The organism is Streptomyces sp. PA03-5A, assembly GCF_033792725.1.
Lineage (GTDB): Bacteria > Actinomycetota > Actinomycetes > Streptomycetales > Streptomycetaceae > Actinacidiphila.
Genome location: NZ_JARAVL010000006.1, coordinates 112,534 through 137,828, shown reverse-complemented (window position 1 = coordinate 137,828; position 25,295 = coordinate 112,534). Strand labels below are relative to the sequence as shown.

Here is a 25,295-nt window from a genome sequence, read left to right as displayed (position 1 = left end):
GAGGCCGCTCCACGGGAACCGGCCGGGGCGACGTCCCCGTGCGTCCACGGTCCAGCGTGCGCGCGGGGCGGGGCCCCCGCACGTCGGGCGGGCCACGCCCGGCCGCCACCGGTCCGGTCCCGACGCGGGTGGCGGCCCGGGGGCGCCGCTTCGTGGGGCGCGACCACGTGCTTCGGTCGGCGTGTCGCACCGACGCACCCAGGCCGTCCACGCCCTTGCTGTCGACGGCCGGCGTGCCCGATGCTCATATCCCCAGAGCCACATCGGTCGCCCCCCGTCAGCCGTGGCCCGGTCCCGCGAAGCGCCCCTCCGGTGCGGGCATCGGCGCGACCCCCCACCGCGTGCGGGGCTGGCCGGTCATCAAGGGTGGTTCGATGCGGACTGAGCGGGTGATCCCGGTGTTCCAGCCGTTGGCACCCGGCGATCCGGCCACCGTCGCGGGGTACCGGATCGCCGCCCGCCTCGGTGAGGGGGGCATGGGGACGGTGTACCTGTCGTACACACCCGGCGGGCGCCCGGTCGCCATCAAGGTGATCCGGCCGGACCTGGCCGGGGACCACGAGTTCCGCCGCAGGTTCCGACTGGAGGTTCACGCCGCCCAGCAGGTGCAGGGCCTCTACACCGCCCCGGTCATCGACAGCGACACCGATGGGGACCGCCCCTGGCTCGCCACGGCGTACGTGGCCGGGCCCTCCCTGCAGGCGGCCGTCGGCCGGCACGGGCCGTTCCCGGTGCCTGCCGTGGCGCTGACCGTCGCCGGGATCGCCGAGGCCCTGCAGGCCATCCACAGCGTCGGCATCGTGCACCGCGACCTCAAACCGTCCAACGTGCTGCTGGCCGCCGACGGACCGCGGGTCATCGACTTCGGGATCGCCCGGGCCGCCGACGCGACCTCGCTCACCGCAGCGGCGTCATCGTCGGCACCCCCCCTTCATGACCCCCGAGCAGGCCTCCCGCGCCCCCTGTCTGCCCCCCACCGACGTCTTCGCCCTCGGCCAGGTCGCCGTCTACGCCGCCACCGGCCGGCCCGCCTTCGGCGAGGGCACCCCGCACGCCGCGCTCTACCGCATCGTCCACGCGGAGCCCGAGCTGTCCGGCGTACCCGATGAGCTCGCAGAACTGGCCCGGCTGTGCCTGAAGAAGGATCCGGCCGCCCACCCCACCCCCGCCGAGGTCATCGACATCTGCCGTCGGATCTCACCGCGGACGGAATTGCGCCGCCCCGAGGGCTGGCTCCCGCCGGCCGTCGCCGCCGACATCGGCCGCCACACCACCATGCCCGCCCCGCCCGCCCCACCGCGCTCCCCCGGCTCGGCCCGGCGCCGCGGACCGGGCTTCGTCGTGGCCGTCATCGCCGGTCTGGCGGCGGCGTGCGTCGGCGCGCTCCTTCTGTACGGCAGAACCGTGGACGGGGCGGGCGAACCGGGCGGGGCCGGAGCGCCGGACCGCGACTCCGCGTCGCGGACCGCTCCGGGCGGCGGCGGCGAAAGCGCCGCACTGGACGCGGACCCGCCGTCCACGTCGTACAAGGGCATCGACGTGCCCTACCAGTACACCATCTCCCTCTCCGAGCTGCCGCCCAAGCCGTACCACCCCAGGGTCGGCCCGTACTACGAAGGGGACTTCGGGTACGCCTGGGGCGCGCGCGGCTGGGGCTTCGCCACCCCCGAAGGCAACACCTTGGTGCTGCTCACCAGCCGTCAGACCGGGTCGCTGGCCACGTGCCGCTCCGTGACCCGGTACTCCCAGGAGATCTCACGGAAGAACGCGGTCAGGGGCAGCCGGATCTGCGTGGTCACCGCCGCCGGTCACATCGCGCTCGTCACGGTACGGGGCTACTCCCCTGAGGATGCGGACAACGACTACGCCACGGTCGACCTGACGGTCTGGCGGAACGCGCAGACACCCGCCGAGGATTGACCCGACGCACGCGGCCGCCGGTTCTCAGGCCGGCGCGGGCAGCGGTCCCCCGGCACGGCGCCTGCGGGCCCGGCCGGGGACCGTCCACTCGTACACCGGCCCCACGACCAGCCAGGCGACCGTCCAGGGCGCGCGCACGCAGGCCAGCAGCCCGCGCCGCCATGGGGGCCGGGGAGGGTGGGCGCTCCGGTCCTTGCGGTGCGCACCGTGGAGCCGTGCCGGATCGTCCGTGCTCATGGGGATCACCTCGTCGTGGCGGGGCCGTCGACCTGTCTGCTCTCTCGCCACCAGCAGACAGGTGACGGAAGGCGCTGTCATGCCCCGAGATCGCGTGGCTTGAACGGCCGCCGGGGATGTGCAGGGCGCCGGCCCGGCAGGTGGCACGCCGGGCACCGGCGTTTGCGTCTCCCGAAGGCACGATGATCTACTTGCTTGGCGCAGCAAGTATTTTGCGGGCGCGGCGTGGTGCCGCCGCAGGAACCGCTGCGAAGCCGGGGGCCGCCTCGTCCGGCGGCCCGGACGGCCAGGAACCACGACGAACGGACACAGATGAAGAGAACACTGACCCGGCCCGGCACCCGTCGCGGGGTCGCACTCGGTGCTGCCGCCCTGACGGGCATGGTGACGCTGCTGGGCTTCGGAGCAGGGACCGCCGGCGCGTCACCGGCCGGCCACGGGGGTGGTGGACGGGACTACGTCGCGCTCGGCGACTCCTACGCGTCCGGCCCGCTCATCCCCGACCAGGTGGACCCGACGTGCCTGCGGTCGAGCAGCAACTACCCCTCGCTCGTCGCGGCGCGCGAGAACGCCCGTCTCACCGACGTCAGCTGCTCGGGGGCGACCACCGCGGAGATGATCGCGCCCCAGGGCGCCGCACCGGCGCAGCTCGCCGCCCTCAAGCGCGGCACGGACCTGGTCACGCTCAGCATCGGCGGCAACGACATCGGCTTCAGCAGCGTCATCGCCACCTGCGCCGGCCTGACGTCCGCCGACCCCACCGGAGCCCCCTGCCGGGCCCACTTCACCGCGGGCGGCCACGACCAGCTCGCGGAGCGCGTCGCGCAGACCGCACCCAAGGTCGCCACCGTCATCCGCGACATCCACCGGCGCGCACCGCACGCCCGCGTCGTGGTGGCCGGGTATCCGGACCTGTTCCCTGACGACGGATCGGCCTGCACCAGCGCCACGGTGCCCTTCGCGGCCGGTGACTTCTCCTACCTGCGCGACACGGAGAAGGCGCTCAACGCCATGCTGGCCACCCAGGCCCGCAAGGCGGGCGCGCGCTACGCCGACACCTACACCCCGACCATCGGGCACGACATGTGCGCGCCGGCGGGCACGCGCTGGATCGAGTCCCTCGCCCCCGCGACCCCGGCGGCACCGGCGCACCCCAACGCCCAGGGCGAGGCGGCCATGGCCGGCGCCGTGCACCGGGTCGTCACCCGTCATCACCGCTGACCCCGGTCGGCACCGAACCCGTACGGTGACCGAGGACCCGCCTCCCCTCGGGAAGGCGGGTCCTCGCCGTATGACGCGCCGTCAGGCCGCTCGCATGTCCCGGTAGGTCTCCAGGACGCGCAGCCAGACCTCGCTGATCGTCGGGAAGGCGGGGACGGCGTGCCACAGCCGGTCCACCGGGATCTCACCGGCGACGGCGACGGTCGCCGAGTAGAGCAACTCCTGCACTCCCGGGCCGACGAAGGTGACGCCGACGACCGTGCCGCGGTCCGGGTCGATCAGGACGCGGGCCTTGCCCCGGTAGTCCTCGGCGTACTGCACGGCCCCGGCGAGACGCCCGATGTCGTAGTCCACGACGTCCACCCGGCGACCCGCGGCCTCCGCCTCCCGGGTCGTCAGGCCGACGGAGGCGACCTCCGGGTCGGTGAACACCACCTGCGGCACGGCGTCGTTGTCGGCGGTCGCGACGTGCGCGCCCCACCTGCGGTCGTCCACGGGCTCGCCCTTGGCCCGTGCTCCGATCACCGCTCCCGCGATGCGCGCCTGGTACTTCCCCTGGTGCGTCATCAGGGCGCGGTGGTTGACGTCGCCCGCCGCGTACAGCCAGCCGTCGGCGACGGCCGTCACCCGGAACGTGTCGTCCACGGCCAGCCAGTCGCCGGGGGCCAGGCCGACCGTCTCCAGGCCGATGTCCGCGGTGCGGGGGGCGCGTCCGGTCGCGAAGAGGATCTCGTCGGCCACCAGCGTCCCGCCGTCCGCCAGCGTGACGCGTACGGGACCGTCCGGGCCGACCTCACGCGCCACGGCGGTCACGGAGGCGCCGAACCGTACGTCCACACCGGCGTCGCGCAGGGCGTCGGCGACCATCTCCCCGGCGAACGGCTCCATGCGGGCGAGCAGTCCGCCGCTCCCCCGGACCAGCACGGTCACCTCGGAACCGAGCGCCCGCCACGCGGTGGCCATCTCGACGGCGACGACGCCGCCCCCGACCACCACCAGACGGCCCGGTACCTCGTGGGCGCTCGTCGCCTCGCGGTTGGTCCACGGACGCACCTCGGCAAGCCCCGGCAGATCCGGGAGCAGCGTCGTGGTCCCGGTGGCGACGACGACGGCGTGCCGCGCGGTCAGGCGGACCGTCCCGCCGTCCGGCGTGTCCACCACGACCTGCCGCGGCCCGTCCAGGCGGCCGTGGCCGCGCACCAGGTCGACGGAGACGGAGTCCAGCCACTCGACCTGGCCGTCGTCCTTCCAGTGGGCGGAGAGCCGGTCGCGGTGGGCGAGGACCGCGGCCACGTCCAGCGGCCCCTCGACCGCGCCCCTCAGGCCGGGTATGCGGCGGGCGTCGGCCCGTGCCACCACGGGCCGCAGCAGCGCCTTGCTCGGTTCGCACGCCCAGTACGAGCACTCGCCGCCGAGCAGTTCGGCCTCCACCAGCACCGTGGCCAGTCCGGCGGCGCTCGTCCGGTCGGCGACGTTCTCGCCGACCGGTCCGCCGCCGATGACGACGACGTCGTACTCCCGGGAGGAACCGCTCATCACTTGATCCGTCGTTTCGTCGGTCTTCATCGCATCTCCCTCGAGGAAACCCCGCCCTTCAAGGCGGGGAAGAATCGCACCGCTGCGGAACAGGGCAACGAAAGCCGTTTCGCCGCCACGGCGGAGCGGCCCCTTCTCCCAGCTCCGCCAAAGAATCCGCAAACTGACGCGGTAACATGTGAGTCGTGGCCACCCTCGTGAAGCGGGCGTTCAAGTACCGCTTCTATCCGACCGATGCGCAGGCGGCCGAGCTGTCGCGCACGTTCGGTTGCGTGCGGAAGGTCTACAACCTCGCCCTTGCGGCACGTACCGAGGCGTGGACGCGCCAGGTGCGGGTGAACTACAACCAGACGTCGGCGATGCTGACGGCCTGGAAGAAGACCGATGAGTTGGCGTACCTCAACGACGTCTCCTCCGTACCGCTCCAGCAGGCCCTGCGCCACCTTCAGATGGCGTTCACGAACTTCTTCGCCAAGCGAGCCAAGTACCCGCGCTTGAAGTCGCGGAAAAAGTCGAGGAAGTCGGCGGAATACACCACCAGCGCGTTCCGCTTCCGGGGCGGCCGGTTGACCCTGGCGAAAATGGCGCAGCCGCTCGACATCGTGTGGTCCCGGCCGCTGCCCGAAGGCGCGTCTCCGTCCACCGTGACCGTGTCCCAGGATGCGGCCGACCGCTGGTACGTGTCCCTGCTGTGCGAGGACCCATCCGTTGCGCCGCTGCCCGCGGGCGGCAACGCCGTGGGCGTCGATGTCGGCCTGGACCACCTGCTGACCCTGTCCACAGGAGAGAAGGTCACCAACCCGCGACACGAACGCCGCGACCGCGCCCGGCTCGCCCTGGCGCAGCGGCGTCTGGCGAAGAAGGCCAAGGGCGACGGGGCCAACCGTCGCAAGGCCCGGCTGACGGTCGCCAAGATCCACGCCCGCATCGCCGACCGGCGCCGTGACGGGCTGCACAAGCTGACCACCCGACTCGTTCGTGAAAACCAAACGATCGTGATCGAGGACCTGGCCGTGCGCAACATGGCCGAGAACCGGAGCCTGGCCCGCCCCATCAGCGATGCGTCGTGGGCCGAGTTCCGGAGCATGCTGGAGTACAAGGCCACCTGGTACGGGCGGGAAGTGATCGCGGTCGACCGCTTCTTCCCCTCGTCCAGGCTGTGCTCCGCCTGCGGCACCTTGCAGGACAAGATGCCGCTGCACGTCCGCACCTGGACCTGCGACTGCGGCACGACCCACGACCGGGACGTGAACGCCGCGAAGAACCTGCTGGCCGTCGGACTGACGGTGTCGGCCTGTGGAGCCGGTGTAAGACCTCAACGGAGAACTCCGGGCGAGCAGTCGGCGATGAAGCAGGAACCCCTACAGCGCGAGCCGTAGGAACCCCCTCCTTTCAAGGAGGGGGGAAGTCAAAACCTGCTTCCAAAGGGGGCCGGAGGGGACCCGGTCACGGGCCCGCGGTGCCGCGGAGGGGGGATCCGCGGCACCGCGGGAGCCCGGGGGTCGGGTGGTCGGGGAAGGTCGGGAGGTCGTCGAGTGGGGTGGTCGGGGGTCAGCGCCCCGGCAGACGGTCCGTGACCTCCTGGAGCGCCCAGCCGTTGCCGTCCGGGTCCGCGAAGGTCGCGAAGGAGCCGTAGCTGGCGCGCGCCGGGTGCGGGCCCGCGACCCGGGCGGTCTCGCCGGCGTGGTGGAAGACGCCGCCCGCGTCGTGGAACACCTCGCTGATGTCGACGCCACGTGCCGCCAGTTCGGCGCGGGCCGCCACGATGTCCTCGACGATCAGGTGGAGGCCCTGCACGGAGCCCGGGGCGGCCGTGGTGACGCCGTCACCGAAGAGGATCGAGGCCCCGGATCCCTCCGGGGTGAAGTGGACGACGCGGAAGCCGTCGTCGCCGACGTAATCGACGTCCAGCCGGAAGCCCAGCGCCGCGTAGAAGTCCTTGGCCCGGTCCACATCGGACACGGGCAGCACCACAACCTCGAGCTTCAGGTCCATCGGGTTCTCCCAGTTCTCTAATCGTCACCGCTTTGACTGGTGACGAGCATGGCCCAGCACTTCGTAACCTGTCAAGGCGGTGACGGATGCACGTCCGCCGCGGACGCCGGCCCGACACCTTCAGGATATACTTGACCCGTCAAGCACTTGGCAGCCTGCCCGTGGCGCGTCCGCGCCCTCGTCGACATCCGTGAGGAAGACCGAGATGACCACACCGGCTGTGACAACCCCGCGGCAGGAACCCCCGGCGGAACGCGACGCCCGGCGGTGGTGGGCCCTGGGCGTGATCGCGCTGGCGCAGCTCATGGTGGTCCTCGACGCCACGATCGTGAGCATCGCCCTGCCGTCGGCCCAGCGCGACCTCGGGCTCACCGACGGCAGCCGGCAGTGGGTCGTGACCGCCTACACGCTCGCCTTCGGCGGACTGCTGCTCCTCGGCGGACGCATCGCGGACCTCGTGGGCCGCAAGCACGCCTTCACCTCCGGCCTCGTCGGCTTCGCCACCGCCTCCGCGCTCGGCGGCGCCGCCACGGGCCCCGCCATGCTGTTCGCGGCCCGCGCCCTGCAGGGGTGCTTCGCCGCGCTGCTCGCCCCCTCGGCGCTGTCCCTGCTGGCCACGACCTTCACCGACGGCAGGGAACGCGCCAAGGCGTTCGGCATCTTCGGCGCCCTCGCCGGCGCCGGGGGCGGGATGGGCCTGCTCCTGGGCGGCGTCCTGACCCAGTACCTGGACTGGCGCTGGTGCCTGTACGTCAACGTGGCGATCGGCGCCGTCGCCGCGGCCGGCGCGGTCGCCTTCCTCAAGGACCGCGCCGGGCACCGCGCGGTGCGGCTCGACGTCCCCGGGGCCGTCCTCGGCTGCGGCGGTCTGGTCACCGTGGTGTACGCGCTCAGCAGGGCCGAGTCCGACGGCTGGGGGTCGGGCACGGTGGCCGGCCTGCTCGTCGCGGGCACGGCGCTCCTCGCCGGGTTCACCTGGTGGCAGTCCCGCGCCGCTCATCCCCTGCTGCCGCTGCGCATCATCGCGACGCGGGCCCACGGCGGTCCGGTCCTGACCCTGGGACTGGCGATGACGGGCCTGTTCGCGGTGTTCCTCCTGCTCACGTACTACCTGCAGGACATCCTCGGCTACTCGGCCCTCAAGAGCGGTTTCGCCTTCCTGCCGATGTCCGCCGCGATAGTCCTCACCTCCACCCAGGTCTCCGCCCGTCTACTGCCCCGCGTGGCGCCGCGGACGATGATCGTGCCGGGACTGGCCGTCGCCGCGGCCGGCATGTTCACCTTCACCACCCTCGGTACGCACTCGGCCTACGCCACCCACGTCCTGCCGGGCGCCGTGCTGCTCGGGTCCGGCATGGGCCTGGTCTTCATGCCCGTCATGGCCACGGCGACCGCCGGGGTCGCCCCGGGCGACGCGGGCACGGCCTCCGCGGCGGTGAACACCGCGCAGCAGGTGGGCGGTTCCCTGGGCACCGCCCTGCTCAACACCGTCGCCACCACCTCGACGGGCCACTACGTCGCGGCGCGCCTCGCCGCGCACGGCGGGGACCGGGTGACCGCCGCACAGCGGCACGCCATCACCGACGCCGGCGTCGTCCACGGCTTCACCACCGCCTTCGGGTGGGCCGGCGGCCTCACGCTCGCCGGCGCCCTCGTCGCCGCCCTGCTCGTGAACGTCCCCTCGCCGCGCCGCCGCGGGGGCGTCCTCGCGTCCAAGGCCCGGGCGGCGGCGTAGCCGTACGGGCGGGCCGGGTATCCTCCGCGGCGTGACCGAGATGATCAGCCATGCCGCGGTGGACGCCCTGCACGGGGCCATGGAGCGGCTGACGGACCTCCTGCCCGGCGCCTTCACGCGGCGCGGCCCCAAGGGCGGGCGGCTGGTGTGCACCGGCCTGCCGGTCGCCCTCCTGAACACGGTGTCCGCGGGTCACGAACGGGACCTGCGGGAGACAGAGGCCCTCGCCGAGGAGCTGTCGGCGGCGGGTCTGCCCTGGAGCATCCAGGTCCGCGGCGAGGCCGGCCCGGAACTGACCGCGCTGGCGGCCCGGTTCGGCCGTACGGCCGGCCCCACGCTCCCCCTGCTGGCGTGGGACGCCGCGTCGCTCGCCGATCTGCCCGCCGTACCGCCCGGGGGCGGCACGGTGCACAAGCTCACCGGTGCCGAGGCCGGGCGGTACTCCGCCGCGCTCGCGGCGGGGTTCGGCATGCCCGGAGAGGTCGCGGACGCCTTCGCCCGCCCGGCGCTGCTCGACGCCCCCGACATGACCGCGTTCACCCTCGACGTGGACGGCGAGGCCGTCGCGACCGGGTTCAACATCCTGGCCGGCGACCACGTGGGGCTGTTCAACGGTTCGGTGCCGCCGCGGCACCGGGGCAACGGCCACTACCGCGCACTGGTGACGGCCCGGCTCCACGACGCCGTCGCGTCGGGGGCGCGCCACGCGTTCACGCAGAACTCCCCCATGTCCCGCCCCCTGTACGAATCCCTGGGCTTCCGGCTCGTGGAGACCTGGACGTACCTCACCCCCGCGGGCTGATCCCTCGGCCGGCACCCAAGGGCGTCGCAGCAGCTCACAGGGCCGGCGGTGACGGATGTTCACCTTGCACATCCCGGATGACCACCCGTTTATCGGCACTGCGACACCGACGGCACATCAACTGAACGGCGACCACCGCCCCAACAGGGAAAGAAGTCAGCAAGTGCCGTTCCCCCTCCAGCCCGCCGTCCCGAGCCCGCGTTCCGCGGCACGACGCGGTGCCGCCGTGCTCGCCCTGGCCACCGCGCTCAGCATCGGCGCCGGGATGATGACGACCGCCCAGGCGTTCGCGCCCGAACAGCTCGTGTCGGCGCCCGCGAGCGCGACGGAGCCGGGCAGCTCCGGCCACGGACTCATCCCGAGCACCCCCGGCGAGTCGATCGTCACCCGTGAGACCCGCACGCCGATCGCGCCCGGGCTGAACCTGACCCGCTTCGACCGTTTCGAGACCGACGGCTGGGTCCGGGGGCAGGTGCTCGTCGCGGACCTCGCCGAGGACCGGCTCAGCGTGGACCACATATCCTCCGGCACGGTCACCGGGAAGTCCCGGGTGACCGAGCAGGCCCGGCGCACCGGCGCCGTCGCCGCCGTCAACGGCGACTACTTCGACATGAACGACACCGAGGCCCCGGTCGGCGCGGCGGTGTCGCGCAAGGACGGCCTGGTCAACTCGCCCACCGAGGGCCGCAACCAGACCGTCGCCATCGGCGCGGACGGTCTCGGCCGGCTCGCCCAGGTGTTCCTGGAGGGCGACGTCACGGTCGGCGGGACGGAGCACCTGAAGCTGTCCGGGGTCAACTCCCCCGTCCTGGCGGCCGGCGGGATCGGGCTCTTCACCGACCAGTGGGGGGTCTCCCCGCGCACCAAGCCGGTCAGCGGTGCGGACCGGGTCACCGAGGTCCGGCTGCGCGACGGCAAGGTCACCGAGGTGCGCGCCTCCGTCGGCAGCGGCCCGATCCCCGCGGGCACCAGCGTGCTGCTCGGCCGGGAGGCGGGCGCCGACGCGCTCGCCGGGCTCGCGCCGGGCGACGCCGTCACCGTCGCCTACAAGCCGCGCGCCGACTTCGGCGACGTCGCGGTCGCGGTGGGCGGCGGCCAGGTCCTCGTCGCGGACGGCACGGTCAAACACCACACGGACGGCGACACCGTCACCGCCACCTCCCGCACCAGCGTCGGTTTCTCCGCCGACGGGCGCACCATGTACCTGGTCGCCATCGACGGCAAGCAGACCGACAGCCGCGGCATGGACCTCAACGAGCTCGGCGCCTTCATGAAGGCCCTCGGCGCCCGGAACGCCCTGAACATGGACGGCGGCGGTTCCACCACCATGGCCGCCCGGCTGCCGGGCGAGAGCACGACGGGCCTGGTCAACAGCCCGTCGGACGGTTCGGAGCGGCAGGTCGCCAACGGCCTGGGCCTGTTCGCCGCGCCCGGCTCGGGCGCGGTCCGCGGCTTCCGCGTGCGGCCCGCGCTCACCGCGGACGGTTCGGAGAAGGTCTTCCCCGGGCTGCACCGCACCGTGCGGGCGCTCGCCCACGACGAGACGTACGCGCCGGTGCCGGCCGGACGGGTGCGGTGGCAGGGCGACGGCAGGGTGACCGTCCGCTCCGGGCACGACGGATCCGCCGTCGTCACCGGCAGGCGCTCGGGCACCGCCCGGGTGACGGCATCCTCCGGTCACCGCGCCACGGGTTCGGCGGAGCTGACCGTGCTCGCCCCCGCGGTGCGGATCGCGCCGGGCAGCAGCCTGGTGGCCCTCGACGGCCTGGACGACACCGCCCGGCTGACCGTCACCGGTTACGACGCGCTCGGCGACTCCGCCCCGATCGACGCGTCCGACGTCAAGGTCACCGGCGGCGACGGGGTCGTCTCGGTGCTGCCCGCGGACGACGCGACCTTCACCGTGCGCGGCCTGACCGACGGCGCGTCCACCACCTTGCACCTGACGGTCGGGAAGCTGACCACCGACGTCGCCGTCACCGTGGGCCTCGCCGAGAAGTCGTTCGCGGACCTGTCGGACGCGGCCTCCTGGACCTCCGCGAACGACCGGGCTCCCGGCGGCTCCGTCACCCCGGCCGAGGGCCACGACGGCACCCCCGGCCTGAAGCTGACGTACGACTTCACCCGGTCGACGGCCACCCGCGGCCAGTACGCCGTGCCGCCGCAGCAGATCCAGCTGCCCGGCCAGCCGCAGGCCGTCACCATGTGGATCAACGGCGACGGCAACGGCGAGTGGCCGCGCCTGCAGTACCGCACGGCCGCCGGTGTGACCGCCAACCTGGACGGCCCCACCATCACCTGGACCGGCTGGCGCAAGGTCGAGTTCCCCGTGCCCGTGGGCACCCCCTACCCGCTGACGTTCCAGCGGGTCCGGCTGCTGGAGACCAGCGCCGCCCGCTCCTACACCGGCGAGGTCACCGTCAGCGACCTGCGGGTCAAGGTCGCCCCCGACGTGGAGCTGCCGGTGCGGCCGAAGGTCGAGGACCCGGTGGTCGTGACCAACGGCACCGTCGACGGCCGTCCGCTGCGCGTGGCCGTCATGTCCGACGCCCAGTTCGTCGCCCGTGACCCCGGCAGCCCGCTGGTCGCCGCGGCCCGCCGGACCCTGGAGGAGATCGCCGCGGCCAAGCCCGATCTGCTGGTCATCAACGGCGACCTCGTCGACGAGGGCTCCCCGGCCGACTTCGCACTCGCCCGCACGCTGCTCGACGAGTTCGACGCCCGCACCAAGGGCACCGTCCCGTGGCACTACGTGCCGGGCAACCACGAGGTGATGGGCCCCGGGAACACCTCCAACTTCAAGGCCGCCTTCGGTGACACCACGTCGGTCTTCGACGTCGAGGGCACCCGCTTCATCACCCTGGACTCCTCCAGCGGCACCCTGCGCGGCGGCGGCTTCGCCCAGCTCCAGACGCTGCACGACCAGCTCCGCGACGCGGCCGCCGACCGTTCCGTCAGCGGTGTCGTGGTGTTCGAGCACCACCCGGCCGAGGACCCGTTGCCGGACAAGGCCAGCCAGCTCGGTGACCGCAAGGAGGCCGCCCTGGTCGAGCAGTGGCTCGCCGACTTCCGGGCCGAGGGCCACAAGTCCGCCGCGTTCGTCGCCGGCCACGTCGGCGCCTTCTCCGCGACGCGGATCGACGGCGTCCCGTACCTGGTGAACGGCAACTCCGGCAAGAATCCGGCGAGCACGCCCGACAACGGCGGCTTCACCGGCTGGACGATGCTGGGCATCGACCCGCGCCACGGCCGGGTCACCGACCCCTTCGACGTCCCCTCCGGTGACTCCGGGACCTGGCTGCGCGCCGAGGTGCACGCCCGCACCGACGCGGTGGACATGGTCGCCCCGGCCACGCTCACCGTCGGCGGCGTGGGCCACGCCTCGGCGACGGTCACCCAGGACGGGACCCGTACCGTCCCGGTGGCCTGGCCGGTCGGCGCCGCATGGTCCGGCAGCCGCGTCGACGTGGCCGGCGCCGACGACGGGCACGGGCACGGGCACCACGACGGGGCGCCCGTCATCGCCTACGACCCGGCCACCTCGACGGTCAAGGGGCTGCGCACCGGCACCGCGGTGCTCCGCGTGACCGTCAACGGCGTGACCACCGAGAGGACGATCACGGTACGCCGCGGCTGAGCGCCGGCACCCGGCCCTTCCGGGCGCGTCCCGTACCGGGGAGCGCCGCCCGGAAGGGCCGTGCCATGTCCGGCGGCGGTACGGGCTGAGCCGATCGGCGGAGCTGTCGCGCGGACGGGCCTGCCGCCGGGACGGGACGGGCAGGCATGGAGCCGGAGGTGCGTGGTCCATGCCCAGCGGTGACGTGCTGCTCCTCGTCGACGAGGACGGCCGGGTGGTCGAGTGGGGACGTCCGGCCGAGGAGCTGTTCGGGTGCGCCGCCGAGGAGGCCGTCGGCCGGTCCCTGGGCGCGCTCCTGCGCGGGATCGCCGCGGACGCCGGACGTCCGCGCGCCGGGTTCCCCGGCGGCGTCGCGGTACGGGTCGAGCCGGTGCTGCGCGGCACCTCGGTGCTGTGGCGGGTGCGCGCCGCGGTGGACACGGCCCTGTCGGAACAGGACGTGGCGATCCTGAAGGCCGTCTTCACCGACTCCCCCATGGAACTGCTCGTCCTCGACCGGCGGTTGCGCGTGATCCGGATGAGCGCCGGCGTCACCGCGGCGGGTGGCGCGCGGGCGGGGAACCCGCTGGGCCGGCACTTCACCGAGGTGTACGACCTCGCCGGCCCCGAGGTGGAGGCGGATGTGGCGCGGCAGGTCCTGGAGAGCGGGGAACCGGTCCTGAACCGGCTCGCCCACGGCCCCGGGTCACCGGACCGGCGCGGGTGCCGCATGCGCTCCGTCTGCTACTTCCGCCTGGAGGACTCCCGGGGCGACGTGCTCGGGCTGGTGGCGTCCGCGGTCGACGTCACCGACCGGGAGAAGGCACGGGGCCGCCTGGACCTTCTGGAACAGGTGCGCGCACAGGTGGGGCACGTGCCCAACGTGGGCCTCGTCTCGCGGGAACTGGTGGACGCGGTCGTGCCCGTCTTCGCCGACACGGCCGTCGTCGAGATGGTCGACGAGGTCGTCCGCGGGGAGGAACCGCCCAAGGTGCCGGTGCACCAGGACGTTCCCCTGCGTCGGGCCGCGTTCCGGGGCCGCCTGTCGGCGTACCCGGTCGGAGAGGTGCGTCCCCTCCCGCCCGGCACCCCGTTCACGGACGCCCTGTCCGACGCCAGGGCCCGCTTGGTGCCGATCGACGATCACACCCCGTGGCTGGCCACCGACCCGGCCCGGACGGACGCCATTCTGGGAGCCGGCGCCCACTCCCTGATCGTGGCCCCGCTGACGCTGCGCGACCAGGCCCTGGGCGTGGTCAGCTTCTACCGCGAACAGGACCGGGAGCCCTTCGACGAGGACGACCTGGCAGTGGCCTCCGCCGTGTGCGCGCACGCCGCCCTCTCCATCGAGAACGCCCGGCAGTACATGCGCGAGTGGATCATCGCCTCGACCCTTCAGCGCCGGTTGCTCCCCGGACAGCCCGCGGGACGGCCCACCGTGGAGGTCGCCCGGCTGCACCAGCCCGGTGTGGAGGGCGGCGGCGCGTGGTCCGACGCGATCCCGCTGCCCGGCGCACGGACCGCGCTGGTCGTCGGGGACGTGGCCGGGCGGGGGATCGTCGCGGCCATCACGATGGGGCTGGTCCGGACGGCCCTCCACACCCTCGCCGCCCTGGACCTGCCCCCGGACGAGCTGCTGGCCCGGCTGAGCGAGACCGCCTCCCGCCTCGCCGCGGCGTCCGCCGCACTGCCGCAACTGGACTTCGAGCCGATCGACATCGGCTGCGCCATCGCGGTGTACGACCCGGTGGAACTCACCTGCACCGTCGCCCGGGCAGGCCTGCCGGAGCCGGTCGTCGTCCTCCCCGACGGCACCTCGGCCACCCTGGCCGTCCCCGCGGGTCCCCTGCTCAGCGGACAGGACAACGCCCCTTTCCCCGCGACCACCGTCGGCCTCCCTCCGGGAAGCACCCTGGCCATGGCGACGACCTCGTTCGCGGAGCGGGTCCTGGCGCCGTCCGCGCCGCTGCGGCCGCTGCTGGACGGCGCGGGCGCCCGGCCCCTGCCGGAGGTGCGCGACGCCATCGGGTCGGCGTCCACCGGCACGGACGCGGGCGAAGAATCGGTGCTGCTGCTCGCCCGTACGCGGGCGCTGCCCGCGGACCGGGTGCTGACCTGCGCGCTGCCGCCCGGCGCCGAGGCGGCACCGATCGCCCGCGCGGCGGCTCGCCGGCAGCTGGCGGCCTGGGGCGTGGCGGAGGAGACGGCGTTCACCACCGAGCTGATCGTCAGCGAGTTCGTCGGCAACGCGGTGCGGTACGGCACTCCACCCCTGCGCCTGCGCCTGGTCCTCGAGCAGATGCTGACCTGCGAGGTCAGCGACACCGGCCCCGGCGCCCCGCACGTGAAGCACGCGCGCACCGTCGACGAGAACGGCCGGGGGCTGTTCATCATCGCGGGCCTCGCCGACCAGTGGGGCGTCCGCTACCGGGCCCAGGGCAAGACGGTGTGGGCCCAGCAGCCGGTCGGACCACCCACGGACGGCCGCTGAGTCCGGCGGACGCCCGTCACCCCTGCCCGGGCCGCGGCTCGTGGTGGTCGAGGGCGGTAGCCACATGGACTTCTACGACGTACCGAAGTACGTCGACCGCGCGGTCTCCGAGGCCGTTCCCTTCTTCCGGGAGCACCTGTCCGGCCCCGGAAGGGGGCGGGACTGAGGCCCCTCCGGACGGTGGCGGGGAATGTTCCCCGGATGGGGGGAGGACTTTGTCCCCTTTTCGCCGAGCTCCCGCCGTGTCACCGTGAAGTCTCGTCGCCCACCGGCGACGCGACGCATGCCGATGGACCTCAGCAGCCGAGGAGCAGGGAAACCCGCCATGTCCAGCACCGGAGACCGTCACGGGGGGACCGCCGACGTCCGCGGGGACGGCGGCTGCGCGGACCAGGACCGGTGGTTCGTGGGCTTCCGCTTCCGCACGCCCCAGGGCTCCGTCGGCCGGCAGTTCTTCGTCGTCGGCGAGGCGGACGACGCCGAGGACGCGGTGGCGATCGCGCTGGCGCGGGCCTCGCTCCCCCGGTCCCGCGCCGCACGTGAGGACGACGCCGAGATCGACGGTGTCGAGGTGCGCCGCCTGCGGTGGGATCCGCTGGGGTGGGTGTACCTCAGCAATCCCTGCGCCTGACGCGGCGCGGGTACGGGGTACGGGTACGGGTCGGCGGCGCCTCCGGCACGACAGGAGGAGGCGCCGCCGAGTGGATGGACGGCGCACCCGTGAACGTCCGTCTCAGCGGGTGCGCCGTCGGCTCGGGGTCAGCCCGCGAGGCCGCGGTTCAGCGCGGCGGTGAGCTTGATGACGCGCTCGGTCTGGATGCGGGCGGCGGTGCGGGTGGTGTCGTTGACGGGGTTGTTGCCCTGGGCGTCCACGTGGGAGGTGCCGTAGGGGTTGCCGTCGACGAACTTGGCGGGGTCGGTGTAACCGGGGGTCACGACGATGCCGCCGAAGTGGTGGATGGAGTTGTACAGGGCGAGGAGGGTCGACTCCTGGCCGCCGTGCGAGGTGGCGGTGGAGACGAAGCCGCTGTAGACCTTGTCGGCCAGCTTGCCCTGCGCCCACAGGCCACCGAGGGTGTCGATGAACTGCTTGAGCTGCGAGGACATGTTGCCGAAGCGGGTGGGGGTGCCGAAGATCACGGCGTCGGCCCACTCGACGTCAGCGGGGGTGGCCACGGGGACGTCGGCGGTGGCGGCGTGGTTGGCGGCCCAGGCGGGGTTGGAGTCGATCGCCGCCTGCGGGGCGAGCTCCGCTGCCTTGAGCAGGCGGACCTCGGCGCCGGCCTTCTCCGCGGTCTCGGCCATCTCCTTCGCGATCTCGGTGATGGTGCCGGTGGAGGAGTAGTAGACGATCGCGAGCTTGATCGACAAGGTGGTTCCTTTCAGGGAGGACCTTCCCCGCGATTCGGGGTTGCGTGGTCCAGGGACACCGCGGCCCGTGAGGGCGGGCCGCGCTTCACTGGTTGAAGAATAAACAACATTGGGGCACCCCTGTCCACCGGCCACCGTGCGACGAATGTCACGCCGGCCGGTCCCCCAGTCCGCGAACGCCCGCCCCGCGAACGCCCGCCATGCTCCGCGCGGTACGGGCGAAGGCGGCGACCTCCGGGCGCCCGGCCTGCCGGGGCCAGGCCAGCGCCAGCGTCGTCGCGGGCAGGTCCACGACCGCGACCGCGACCACGTCCCGGGTCAGACGGTCCGCGGCGGCCGAGCCGACGACGGTGACCAGCCGGCCCAGCGCCACCCGGTCGACGATCTCGTCGAGACCCACCGGCGGGCACTCCTCCCGGAAGGCGGGATCCTCGCGCAGCTCGGCGGTGGTCACCTCACCGCGGGCGGCGAGCCGGTGCCCGCGCGGCAGCAGCACGACGGGCAGTTCCTCCGCCACGTCGGCCGTCCCGAGGCCGGTCAGGTCGTCGCTGCCGACGCACAGCAGCGCGACGTCGGCCGTGCCGTCGCGCAGGGCGCCGACCCGGTCGTAGGTGAAGACGAGCTCCGGGGCGGCGCCCTTGTACGACCTGACCAGCTCCGCCAGCAGGCCCGAACCCGTACCGGGCCGTACCGCCAGGGTGAGCCGGGCCGGTGCGGCCGCCCGCCGGGCGCGCTCCACGGCCCCGTCCAGCTCCCGCAGCAGCCGCCGGCACTCGTCCAGGAGGACCTCGCCCGCGGGGGTCAGCGCGACGCGGCGGCTGGTCCGCTCCAGCAGCCGGACCCCCATGCGGCGCTCCAGGCGTGCGATCGCCCGCGACAGTGGCGGCTGCGCGATGCCCAGACGCTCCGCCGCGCGGCTGAAGTGCAGCTCCTCGGCCACGGCCACGAAGTACTCCAGCTCACGAGTCTCCAGGCGATCCATACCTCCAGAGTATCGCCGCATGTCAGAAGCGTCATGGCTCCCCCGCGCGGCCCCTGGTCCACTGGGACGGAACGCACGCCCGACGGCTCGGGGGGCCGCTCCGGTGCCCGAGTCCGGGAAGAGAAGAAAGGGAGCCATCACACATGAGCAGCGAGGAGCGCACGGAGCGCGATGTCCGGGAGGTCCGGGAGGTCCTGGCCCGCTACGTCCGCGCCACGGACCGACGGGACGGCAAGGGCCAGGGAGCCCTGTTCACCGACGACGCCGTCGTGCAGATCTACGCCAGGACCGGTACCGCCGGCCACGAACCCGTCGGCGAGCCCCTCATCGGCGGGGCGGCCGTGGCCTACGCGGTCGAGCACTACATGGCGCCGCACCCGGAGGGTGGTGCCGGCCACCACGTGACCGCCGACCACCTCGTCGAGGTCGACGGCGACCGCGCCCACATGAACGCCCAGTTCGTCGTCTTCCGGACGCGCGCCGCCGCGCGGCCCGCCGGCGGGTGGCCCGCGGGCGCCTTCGGCGCACAGGGCACGGTGGAACCGGTCGAGTCCGGCTACTACGACACCGACCTGCACCGGGTGGACGGCGTGTGGAAGATCGTCCACCACCGCGTCCTGATGGACATGCCGATCGCCCTCCCGGGGGCGTGATGCGGGCCGTGGTCTACCGCCGCTACGGCGGCCCCGAGGTGCTGGAGCTCACCGAACTCCCCACACCCAGGACCCATGTCGACTCGGTGCTGGTCCGGGTGCGCGCGGCGGCGCTCAACCCCGCCGACCTGGCACTCCAGGCGGGAGCGCTCGACTCCGCCCTCGACACGTACTTCCCCGTCGTCCCGGGCTGGGACATCGCGGGCGTGGTGGAGCACGCCGGGCCCGCCGCCCCGGAGTTCGCCCCGGGCGACGAGGTCATCGGGTACATCCGCGGCGACGTGCAGCGCGCGCACGGCGGACTGGCCGAGCTGGTCGCCGCCGACGTGCGCACCCTGGTGCACAAGCCCGAAGGGATGGGCTTCGCCGAGGCCGCCGGACTGCCGCTCGCGGGGCTCACCGCCCATCAGGCGGTGGTGCGCGCGCTGGACGTCCGGCCGGGCGAGACCCTGCTCGTGCACGGCGCGGGCGGCGGCGTCGGCTCCCTCGCGGTCCAGATCGCGCTGGCCCGGGGCGCCCGGGTCATCGGCACCGCCTCCCCCGCCGACCAGGGTCACCTGCGCTCACTCGGGGCGGAACCCGTCGCCTACGGACAGGGGGCCGCCGCACGGGTACGGGAACTGGCACCGCGCGGAGCCGACGCGGTGCTCGACACCGCCGGTGGCGGCACCCTCGCCGCGACGGCGGACGCCGCCCGTACGGGGGCCCGGGTGGCCTCCGTCGCGGAGACCGGGCTGCCGGGGGTCGTACCGGTCTTCTGCCGCCTCGACCGGGCGGACCTCGCCGCGCTGGTGGTGCTCGCCGAGGCCGGGAGGCTGTCCGTGCGGGTCGCCGCCTCCTACCCGCTGGAACGCGCGGCCGACGCCCAGCGCCTGCTGGCCGCGGGCGGCTCCCGGGGCAAGGTGGTCGTCGACGTCACCTGACCCACGGCTTTGAAGTTGCCGCCTGTTCTTGGTTCGATCTCGTCGGCGACGTGGACGGCAGGAATGGATGCTCTCGTGGAGAATGACGCACCGCTCGCGTGGGTCGGGGTGGACACGGTGGCGGAGCGGGCCTACCGCCTCCTGCTGTCCCGCGACAGCACGACCGTCGACGACGTGGTCGCCGCCCTCGGCGTCACGCCGGGCGAGGGGCTGGCGGTCCTCGAGCAGCTCCACCACGCGGGGCTGATGAGCCGCCGCTCCTCGGGCGAGTTCTTCACGGTGGACCCCCGGCACGCGCTGCGCGCGCTCGTCGAGTCGCGCGAGCGCCAGCTGGCCGCGGTGCGCGAGGCGGCCGGCCCGCTCGGGGTGCTCTTCGACGCGGCCAGGAGGGCCAGGGACGGCGGTCCCGGCACCGCCGTGATCAGCGGCCTGGAGGCCGTCGGGGACCGCTACTACCGGCTCAAGCAGACCGCGCGGACCGAGCTGTGCGCCCTGGACCGCCCGCCGTTCCTGCTCGCCCCGAACGAGCCGCTCGACGAGGCGGCGGTACGGCGGGGCGTGCGGGTGCGGGCGGTCTACGCCGCCGCCAGCTTCGAGGCCGACGGCGGGTGGCAGGAGCTGGGCAGCCTCGTGTCGCGCGGGGAGGAGGCCAGGGTCGTGCCGGCGCTGCCGATCAAGCTGGCGATGGCCGACCGGTCGGCAGCGATGGTGTCGCTGAGCCTGTCGGTCGGGAGCGCCGAGTACCTGTACACCGAATCGCCGCCCTTGCTGGAGGCCTTGGGTGAATTCTTCGAGAAGTACTGGGCCGCCGCCTCCGCGTTGACCGGTGAGCCGGGATCCGGCACCCTGCCGACGGCGGGCCCGGGGGATCCGGCGGACGCAGCGGACGGGTCCCGCACGCCGACCGACGAGGAGCGGAACCTGCTCGCGCTCTTCGCGGCCGGCGTCAAGGACGAGGCGATCGCCCGCCAGCTGGGCATGTCGCCCCGGACGCTGCGCCGCAGGATCCAGGACCTGTTCACCGAACTCGGCGCCACCAACCGGTTCGGCGCGGGCGTCGCCGCGGCCCGCCGCAACTGGATCTGACCGGAAGGCGGTGGCCCCTTCTGGCCACTGGCCGGTTTCGGCAGCGCAGGACGTTGGTCACCAAAGGATCACCCGGCTAGAACTTGTGTGCGCCCGAACGGCGTTCCATCCGGCCGGGCTGTCCGGCCACCCCCTGATGAAGGAGCTTTGGTGGCACCACCTGCCCATCCGCCTGCGCGCCGGTCGGCGATACCGCGGTCACTCGCGGCCCTCGTCGCCGGCGTCAGCCTGACGGTCCTCACCGCGGCCGCCCCGGCACCGGCCGTCGCGGCCCCGGTCCCCACGCCACCCGCCGTCCCGGCGCCGTTCGCCGCGCACGACCCGGGAAACGCCGAACCGCCGTCCGCCGGGCGGTACATCGTCACCCTGCGCGAGCCGGCCGCGGCGACGTACACCGGCGGCGTGGCCGGCAAAGCCCGCACGGCCCCCCGCGAGGGCGAAGGCCTGAAGGCCGGCTCCGCCCCCGTCCGCGCCTACCGCACCTACCTGCGCGAGCGTCAGGACGACGCGGCCAAGACGGTCGGCGCCCGCGTGATCTCCTCGTACTCCGCCGCGCTCAACGGCTTCACGGCCGAGCTCCAGCCGCGGCAGGTCGAGGCGTTGCGCGCCGACCCCACGGTGGTGTCGGTCGTCAAGGACGACCTGCGCAAGCCGCTGGCCGCCGTCAACTCGACGGACTACCTGGGCCTCAGCGGGAAGAGCGGGGTGTGGGCCGCCAACGGCGGCGTCGCAGGTGCCGGCAAGGGCGTGGTCGTCGGTGTCGTCGACACCGGCATCGCCCCGGAGAACCCCTCGTTCGCCGGTGCGCCGCTCGGTACCGCGCCCGGTCAGGAGCCGTACCTGGACGGCTCCGTGGTCACCTTCCGCAAGGCGGACGGCGGGACCTTCACCGGCACCTGCACCGCGGGCGTCCAGTTCACCGCCGCGGACTGCTCCACCAAGCTGGTGTCCGCGCGCTACTTCGTCGACAACTTCGGCGCCACCCACATCGGCGGCCCCTCGGTCGGCGAGTACCTGTCGCCGCGGGACGGCGAGGCGCACGGTTCGCACACCGCCAGCACGGCGGCGGGTGCCAACGGCGTCGCCGCCGACCTCGGCGGCGTGCCGATGGGCCCGGTCTCCGGTGTCGCGCCGGCCGCCAAGGTGGCGGCGTACAAGGCCTGCTGGAGCGGCCCCGACGCGAAGGACACCACGGACGACGGCTGCGCCACCGGTGACCTGCTGGCCGCGATCGACGCGGCCGTCGCCGACAACGTCGACGTGATCAACTACTCCATCGGCTCGGCCGGCAGCGCCCTCACCACCGACTCGGTCGTGGACGAGGCGTTCCGCAACGCCGCTGCGAGCGGCATCTTCGTCGCCACCGCCGGCGGCAACTCCGGCCCCGGCGACAGCACCGTCGACAACGCCTCGCCGTGGATCACCACCGCGGCGGCGAGCACCATGCCGACCCGCGAGGCCACGGTGGAGCTCGGCGACGGCCAGAACGTGCTCGGCGCGTCCGTCTCGCTCCCGGCGGACGGCCGCAAGGTGACCGGCCCGCTGGTCGCCGCCTCGGGCGCCGGGACCGCGATCTCCGTCCGGCCGCAGCTGTGCGGTCCCGACAGCCTGGACGGCGCCAAGGTCAAGGGCGCGATCGTGCTGTGCGAGCGCGGTACGTACGACCGGGCGGCCAAGTCGGCCGAGGTGAAGCGTGCGGGCGGCATCGGAATGGTCCTGGTGAACCCCTCGCCGGACTCGACGGACCTCGACACCCACGCCGTCCCGACGGTCGCCGTCGACGCGGACGGCTACGACGCGCTGGTCTCGTACGCCGCCACCGACGCGCCCACGGCGACCCTGGTGGACGGCAACCCGCACCGGCTGGCGTCGGCGGCGGTCCCGCAGATCGCCGGGTTCTCCTCGCGCGGCCCGGTCCAGGCCGACGGCGGCGACCTGATCAAGCCCGACCTGGCGGCACCGGGTGTGGCCGTCCTCGCCGACGGCGCCAACGCCGCCGGTGGGCGGCCGAGCTTCACCTTCATGTCGGGCACCTCGATGGCGTCCCCGCACGTGGCCGGTCTCGGCGCGCTCTACCTCGGCCTGCACCCGCAGGCGACCCCGGCCGAGATCAAGTCCGCGCTGATGACCACCACCCGGCCCACCGTGACGGGCGCGGGGGATGCGTCGGAGGACGTCTTCGCCCAGGGCAACGGCCAGGTGGACGCGACCCGTTACCTGCACCCCGGGCTGCTGTACCTGAACGGTCCCGACGACTGGGCGCGGTACGTCGCCGCCGTCAAGGGCGACCGCACGGCGCCCGCGCCGTCCGACCTCAACCTGGCGTCGATCGGCGTCGGTTCGCTGGCGGGCCGGCAGACCGTGACCCGCACCGTGACGTCGACGGGGGCCGGCACCTTCACCGCCGACCCCGTGCGGATCCCGGGCGTGGACACCGTCGTCGAGCCGCGGTCCCTGACCTTCACCGGGGCGGGGCAGTCCAGGACGTTCAAGGTGACGTTCACCCGGACCACCGCGCCGCTGGGCGAGTACGCCACGGGGTACCTCACCTGGCGCGCCGGTGAGCAGAGCGTGCGCAGCGCGCTCGCCGTACGACCGGTGACCCTGGTGGCGCCCACGGCGGTCGCCGCTTCGGGCGGCACCGGCCGGACCACCGTGACCCTCAAGGGCGGCGAGGACCGCGACGTGCCGCTGGACCTCACCGGGCTCTCCCGCGGCCTGCGGGTCCAGGACTCGGGAACGGTCGGCGGACCCGCGCGGACCCACGTCGTGGAGGTGCCGGCCGGGACGGAGCACGCCCGCTTCGCCCTCGACGCGGCCGACGACTCGGCCGACCTGGACCTGTCGGTGTACCGGCTCAACGAGTACGGCGACACGTCGCTGGTCGACCGGGCGGCCACCGAGTCCGCCGACGAACAGCTCGACCTGGAGGACCCCGAGCCCGGTCTGTACGAGGTCGAGGTGGACTTCTTCGCCGGGTCCGGACCGCTCGACTTCACGGTGACCAGCTTCGCCCTGGGCGACGAGGGCGCGGAGGGCTCGTTCACCGCGCAGCCCGCCACGGCGGCCCTGCACGCGGGCGGCACCACCCCGGTCACCCTGTCCTGGAAGGGCCTGCGGGCCGGAGCGGTGTACCTCGGCCGCGTCACGTACGGGGACACCGGACGGACCACGTACGTGACCGTCACCGGTGACCCGCGTACCGGCCCGCCCGGTGGTTCCCCCGGCGCCCGGCCCACGGTCGCCGTCAAGCCCGCCTACGCCGTGCCGGGCCAGTCCGCCGTCGTCGTGGCGAAGGACCTGACCCCGGCCGTCGACTTCCAGATCCGGGTGAAGGGCAGCGGCCGGGTCCTGGCGACCGGACGCACCACCGACGACGGCGGCGTGGGCCGTCTCGTCACCCTCCCGGCCGACATCGCCACCGGGAAGCAGACCCTGGAGGTCAGGTACGGCGGCCGGAGCGCGGGCGGCTCCTTCACCGTCGCCAAGCTGGTCCTGGGCGACGCCGAGCACTCCGACGCCCACGCCTTCGACGGCAACCCGCTGGCCGCGATGACCACGGCCGTCAAGGGCAAGGGCACGGTGCGCATCACCGTCCGCGGCGCCTCCGGCACCTACCTGGACCGGACGCTCGCCGTCGACGCGGGCGAACTGCCCTGGTACGCCTGGAAGTCCGACCCGGTCGAGACCAGGCCGGGGAAGCTCACCGCCACCCTCGCCGTGGTTGAAGGCCACGGCCGCACCGGGCAGACCAAGTCGGTGACCTGGACGCCCACCGCCGTCAAGGCGAGCACCGCGTCCATCACCGAGGACCGCGCCACGGCGCACACCGCGCAGGTGAGCTACACCAACAATTCGGAGGTGCCGGTCTTCCCGACGCTGCGCTACAAGCTGACCAACGGCGACATGGTCCTCGCCACGCTGCAGACCGATCCCGAGGACACGTTCACCCGCTCCTACGACACGACCGGGGTGGACCGCCTCGACCTCGTGCTCGACGGGACGACCGTGGCCACGTACCGGAACAAGGACCGTGCCGGGCGCACCGGCCGGCCCGCGATGGTGGAGCCGTTCTACGCGACCTTCCGGCGCGGCACCCCGGCGAAGCACCACGGCGGCCCCGCGCCGCTGAGGATGACGGTGACCAACCGTCCCGCGGCGTACAGCGGGGGATTCGCCCTGACCGTCGGCGAGGGCCCGGAGATCTACGCGGGCAGCTCGCTCCTCCTCGACGAGCGCATCCCCACCACGCGCAGCCCGCAGGAGGGGGCGCCGATCTCCCGGACCGTCACGGTGCCCGCCGGGCGGCCGCTGTGGGCCACCGCGTACTACGAGATCCAGGGCCCGATCTTCCAGGCCCTGGCGGTGCGGCGGATCCTCGTGCCGCCGGTGGACGGGGACGACCTCGAACCGGTGCACGGCTCCGGGTCCCGGTCGCCGTTCGTGGTCGACACCATGCCCCGGGAGGCGGCCGCCGGTTCCACGGCGTCGGTCACCGCGGCCGGCCTGTCGTCGCGTGAACGGTTCACCGTGCGGCTCGACGGCCGGGTCGTCGGCTCCGGCCGCGCGACGGCCGCGGGCTTCGCCCACGCGTTCGTCACGGTCCCGCACGGTCACGGACGGACGCTGACGGTACGGGTGACCGGAACCGGTGCGGGCCGTTCGGGCGAGACCGTGCTCGGCGTCTCCGGCTGACCGGTGGGCCCGGCCGGCGTGCCCTCCCCAGG

16 protein-coding genes and 1 pseudogene are annotated in these 25,295 nt (G+C 73.9%); 12 read left to right on the top strand and 5 right to left on the bottom strand.

Annotation, left to right across the window (positions count from 1 at the left end; translation table 11 throughout):
• The first annotated feature begins 374 nt into the window (after window positions 1-374).
• A pseudogene (locus PV410_RS09350) lies at window positions 375-1,920 on the top strand (serine/threonine-protein kinase).
• Between the two features lie 24 nt (window positions 1,921-1,944).
• Here PV410_RS09350 and PV410_RS09345 read toward each other — a convergent pair.
• Window positions 1,945-2,157, bottom strand: coding sequence for a hypothetical protein (locus PV410_RS09345; protein ID WP_500323554.1), 213 nt, complete (start codon window positions 2,155-2,157; stop codon window positions 1,945-1,947).
• Between the two features lie 312 nt (window positions 2,158-2,469).
• Here PV410_RS09345 and PV410_RS09340 point away from each other — a divergent pair, with 312 nt between their 5' ends.
• A complete protein-coding gene (locus PV410_RS09340) occupies window positions 2,470-3,378 on the top strand; it encodes an SGNH/GDSL hydrolase family protein (protein ID WP_500323553.1) in 909 nt (302 codons plus the stop codon).
• 81 nt (window positions 3,379-3,459) lie between these two features.
• Here the strand turns inward: PV410_RS09340 and PV410_RS09335 are convergent, their stop codons facing one another.
• Window positions 3,460-4,914: a dihydrolipoyl dehydrogenase family protein gene (locus PV410_RS09335; RefSeq protein WP_500323711.1), complete on the bottom strand. Its 1,455-nt coding sequence runs from the start codon at window positions 4,912-4,914 to the stop codon at window positions 3,460-3,462.
• A gap of 185 nt (window positions 4,915-5,099) precedes the next feature.
• On the opposite strand from PV410_RS09335, the gene PV410_RS09330 reads away from it, so the two are divergent.
• Window positions 5,100-6,293, top strand: coding sequence for an RNA-guided endonuclease InsQ/TnpB family protein (locus tag PV410_RS09330; protein ID WP_500323552.1), 1,194 nt, complete (start codon window positions 5,100-5,102; stop codon window positions 6,291-6,293).
• A gap of 172 nt (window positions 6,294-6,465) precedes the next feature.
• On the opposite strand, the gene PV410_RS09325 is transcribed toward PV410_RS09330, so the two are convergent.
• Window positions 6,466-6,909: a VOC family protein gene (locus PV410_RS09325; protein ID WP_500323551.1), complete on the bottom strand. Its 444-nt coding sequence runs from the start codon at window positions 6,907-6,909 to the stop codon at window positions 6,466-6,468.
• 205 nt (window positions 6,910-7,114) lie between these two features.
• On the opposite strand from PV410_RS09325, the gene PV410_RS09320 reads away from it, so the two are divergent.
• The 5 genes from PV410_RS09320 to PV410_RS09300 all read left to right on the top strand — a co-directional run bounded on the left by PV410_RS09320 (window position 7,115) and on the right by PV410_RS09300 (window position 16,184).
• Complete coding sequence (locus tag PV410_RS09320) at window positions 7,115-8,644, top strand: MFS transporter (RefSeq protein ID WP_500323550.1); 1,530 nt, start codon at window positions 7,115-7,117, stop codon at window positions 8,642-8,644.
• A gap of 40 nt (window positions 8,645-8,684) precedes the next feature.
• Window positions 8,685-9,446, top strand: a complete 762-nt coding sequence (locus PV410_RS09315) for a GNAT family N-acetyltransferase (protein ID WP_500323710.1) — start codon at window positions 8,685-8,687, stop codon at window positions 9,444-9,446.
• Between the two features lie 163 nt (window positions 9,447-9,609).
• Window positions 9,610-13,083, top strand: a complete 3,474-nt coding sequence (locus PV410_RS09310) for a phosphodiester glycosidase family protein (RefSeq protein ID WP_500323549.1) — start codon at window positions 9,610-9,612, stop codon at window positions 13,081-13,083.
• Window positions 13,084-13,252: 169 nt separating this feature from the next.
• Entirely contained in the window at window positions 13,253-15,553 is a 2,301-nt protein-coding gene (locus PV410_RS09305; RefSeq protein ID WP_500323548.1) for a SpoIIE family protein phosphatase, read from the top strand.
• Window positions 15,554-15,878: 325 nt separating this feature from the next.
• On the top strand, window positions 15,879-16,184 hold the full coding sequence (locus tag PV410_RS09300) for a hypothetical protein (protein ID WP_500323547.1): 306 nt from the start codon (window positions 15,879-15,881) through the stop codon (window positions 16,182-16,184).
• A gap of 128 nt (window positions 16,185-16,312) precedes the next feature.
• Here the strand turns inward: PV410_RS09300 and wrbA are convergent, their stop codons facing one another.
• Together wrbA and PV410_RS09290 are read right to left on the bottom strand one after the other, a co-directional pair.
• The gene (gene wrbA / locus PV410_RS09295) at window positions 16,313-16,924 is read right to left on the bottom strand and encodes an NADPH-dependent FMN reductase family protein (protein ID WP_499516111.1); all 612 of its coding nucleotides are present in this window, start codon (window positions 16,922-16,924) and stop codon (window positions 16,313-16,315) included.
• A 148-nt stretch (window positions 16,925-17,072) separates the two neighbouring features.
• On the bottom strand, window positions 17,073-17,906 hold the full coding sequence (locus tag PV410_RS09290; protein WP_500323546.1) for a LysR family transcriptional regulator: 834 nt from the start codon (window positions 17,904-17,906) through the stop codon (window positions 17,073-17,075).
• 143 nt (window positions 17,907-18,049) lie between these two features.
• Between PV410_RS09290 and PV410_RS09285 the strand changes: the two genes are divergently transcribed.
• From PV410_RS09285 to PV410_RS09270, 4 genes are all read left to right on the top strand, one after another.
• Entirely contained in the window at window positions 18,050-18,559 is a 510-nt protein-coding gene (locus PV410_RS09285) for a nuclear transport factor 2 family protein (protein WP_500323545.1), read from the top strand.
• Window positions 18,559-19,482 (top strand): NADP-dependent oxidoreductase, encoded by a 924-nt coding sequence (locus PV410_RS09280; RefSeq protein WP_500323543.1) that lies wholly within the window; start codon window positions 18,559-18,561, stop codon window positions 19,480-19,482. Before PV410_RS09285 ends, PV410_RS09280 begins: the two co-directional genes overlap by 1 nt.
• A 75-nt stretch (window positions 19,483-19,557) precedes the next feature.
• Entirely contained in the window at window positions 19,558-20,568 is a 1,011-nt protein-coding gene (locus tag PV410_RS09275) for a LuxR family transcriptional regulator (protein ID WP_500323542.1), read from the top strand.
• Window positions 20,569-20,718: 150 nt separating this feature from the next.
• On the top strand, window positions 20,719-25,263 hold the full coding sequence (locus PV410_RS09270) for a S8 family serine peptidase (RefSeq protein ID WP_500323541.1): 4,545 nt from the start codon (window positions 20,719-20,721) through the stop codon (window positions 25,261-25,263).
• The last annotated feature ends 32 nt before the right edge of the window (window positions 25,264-25,295 follow it).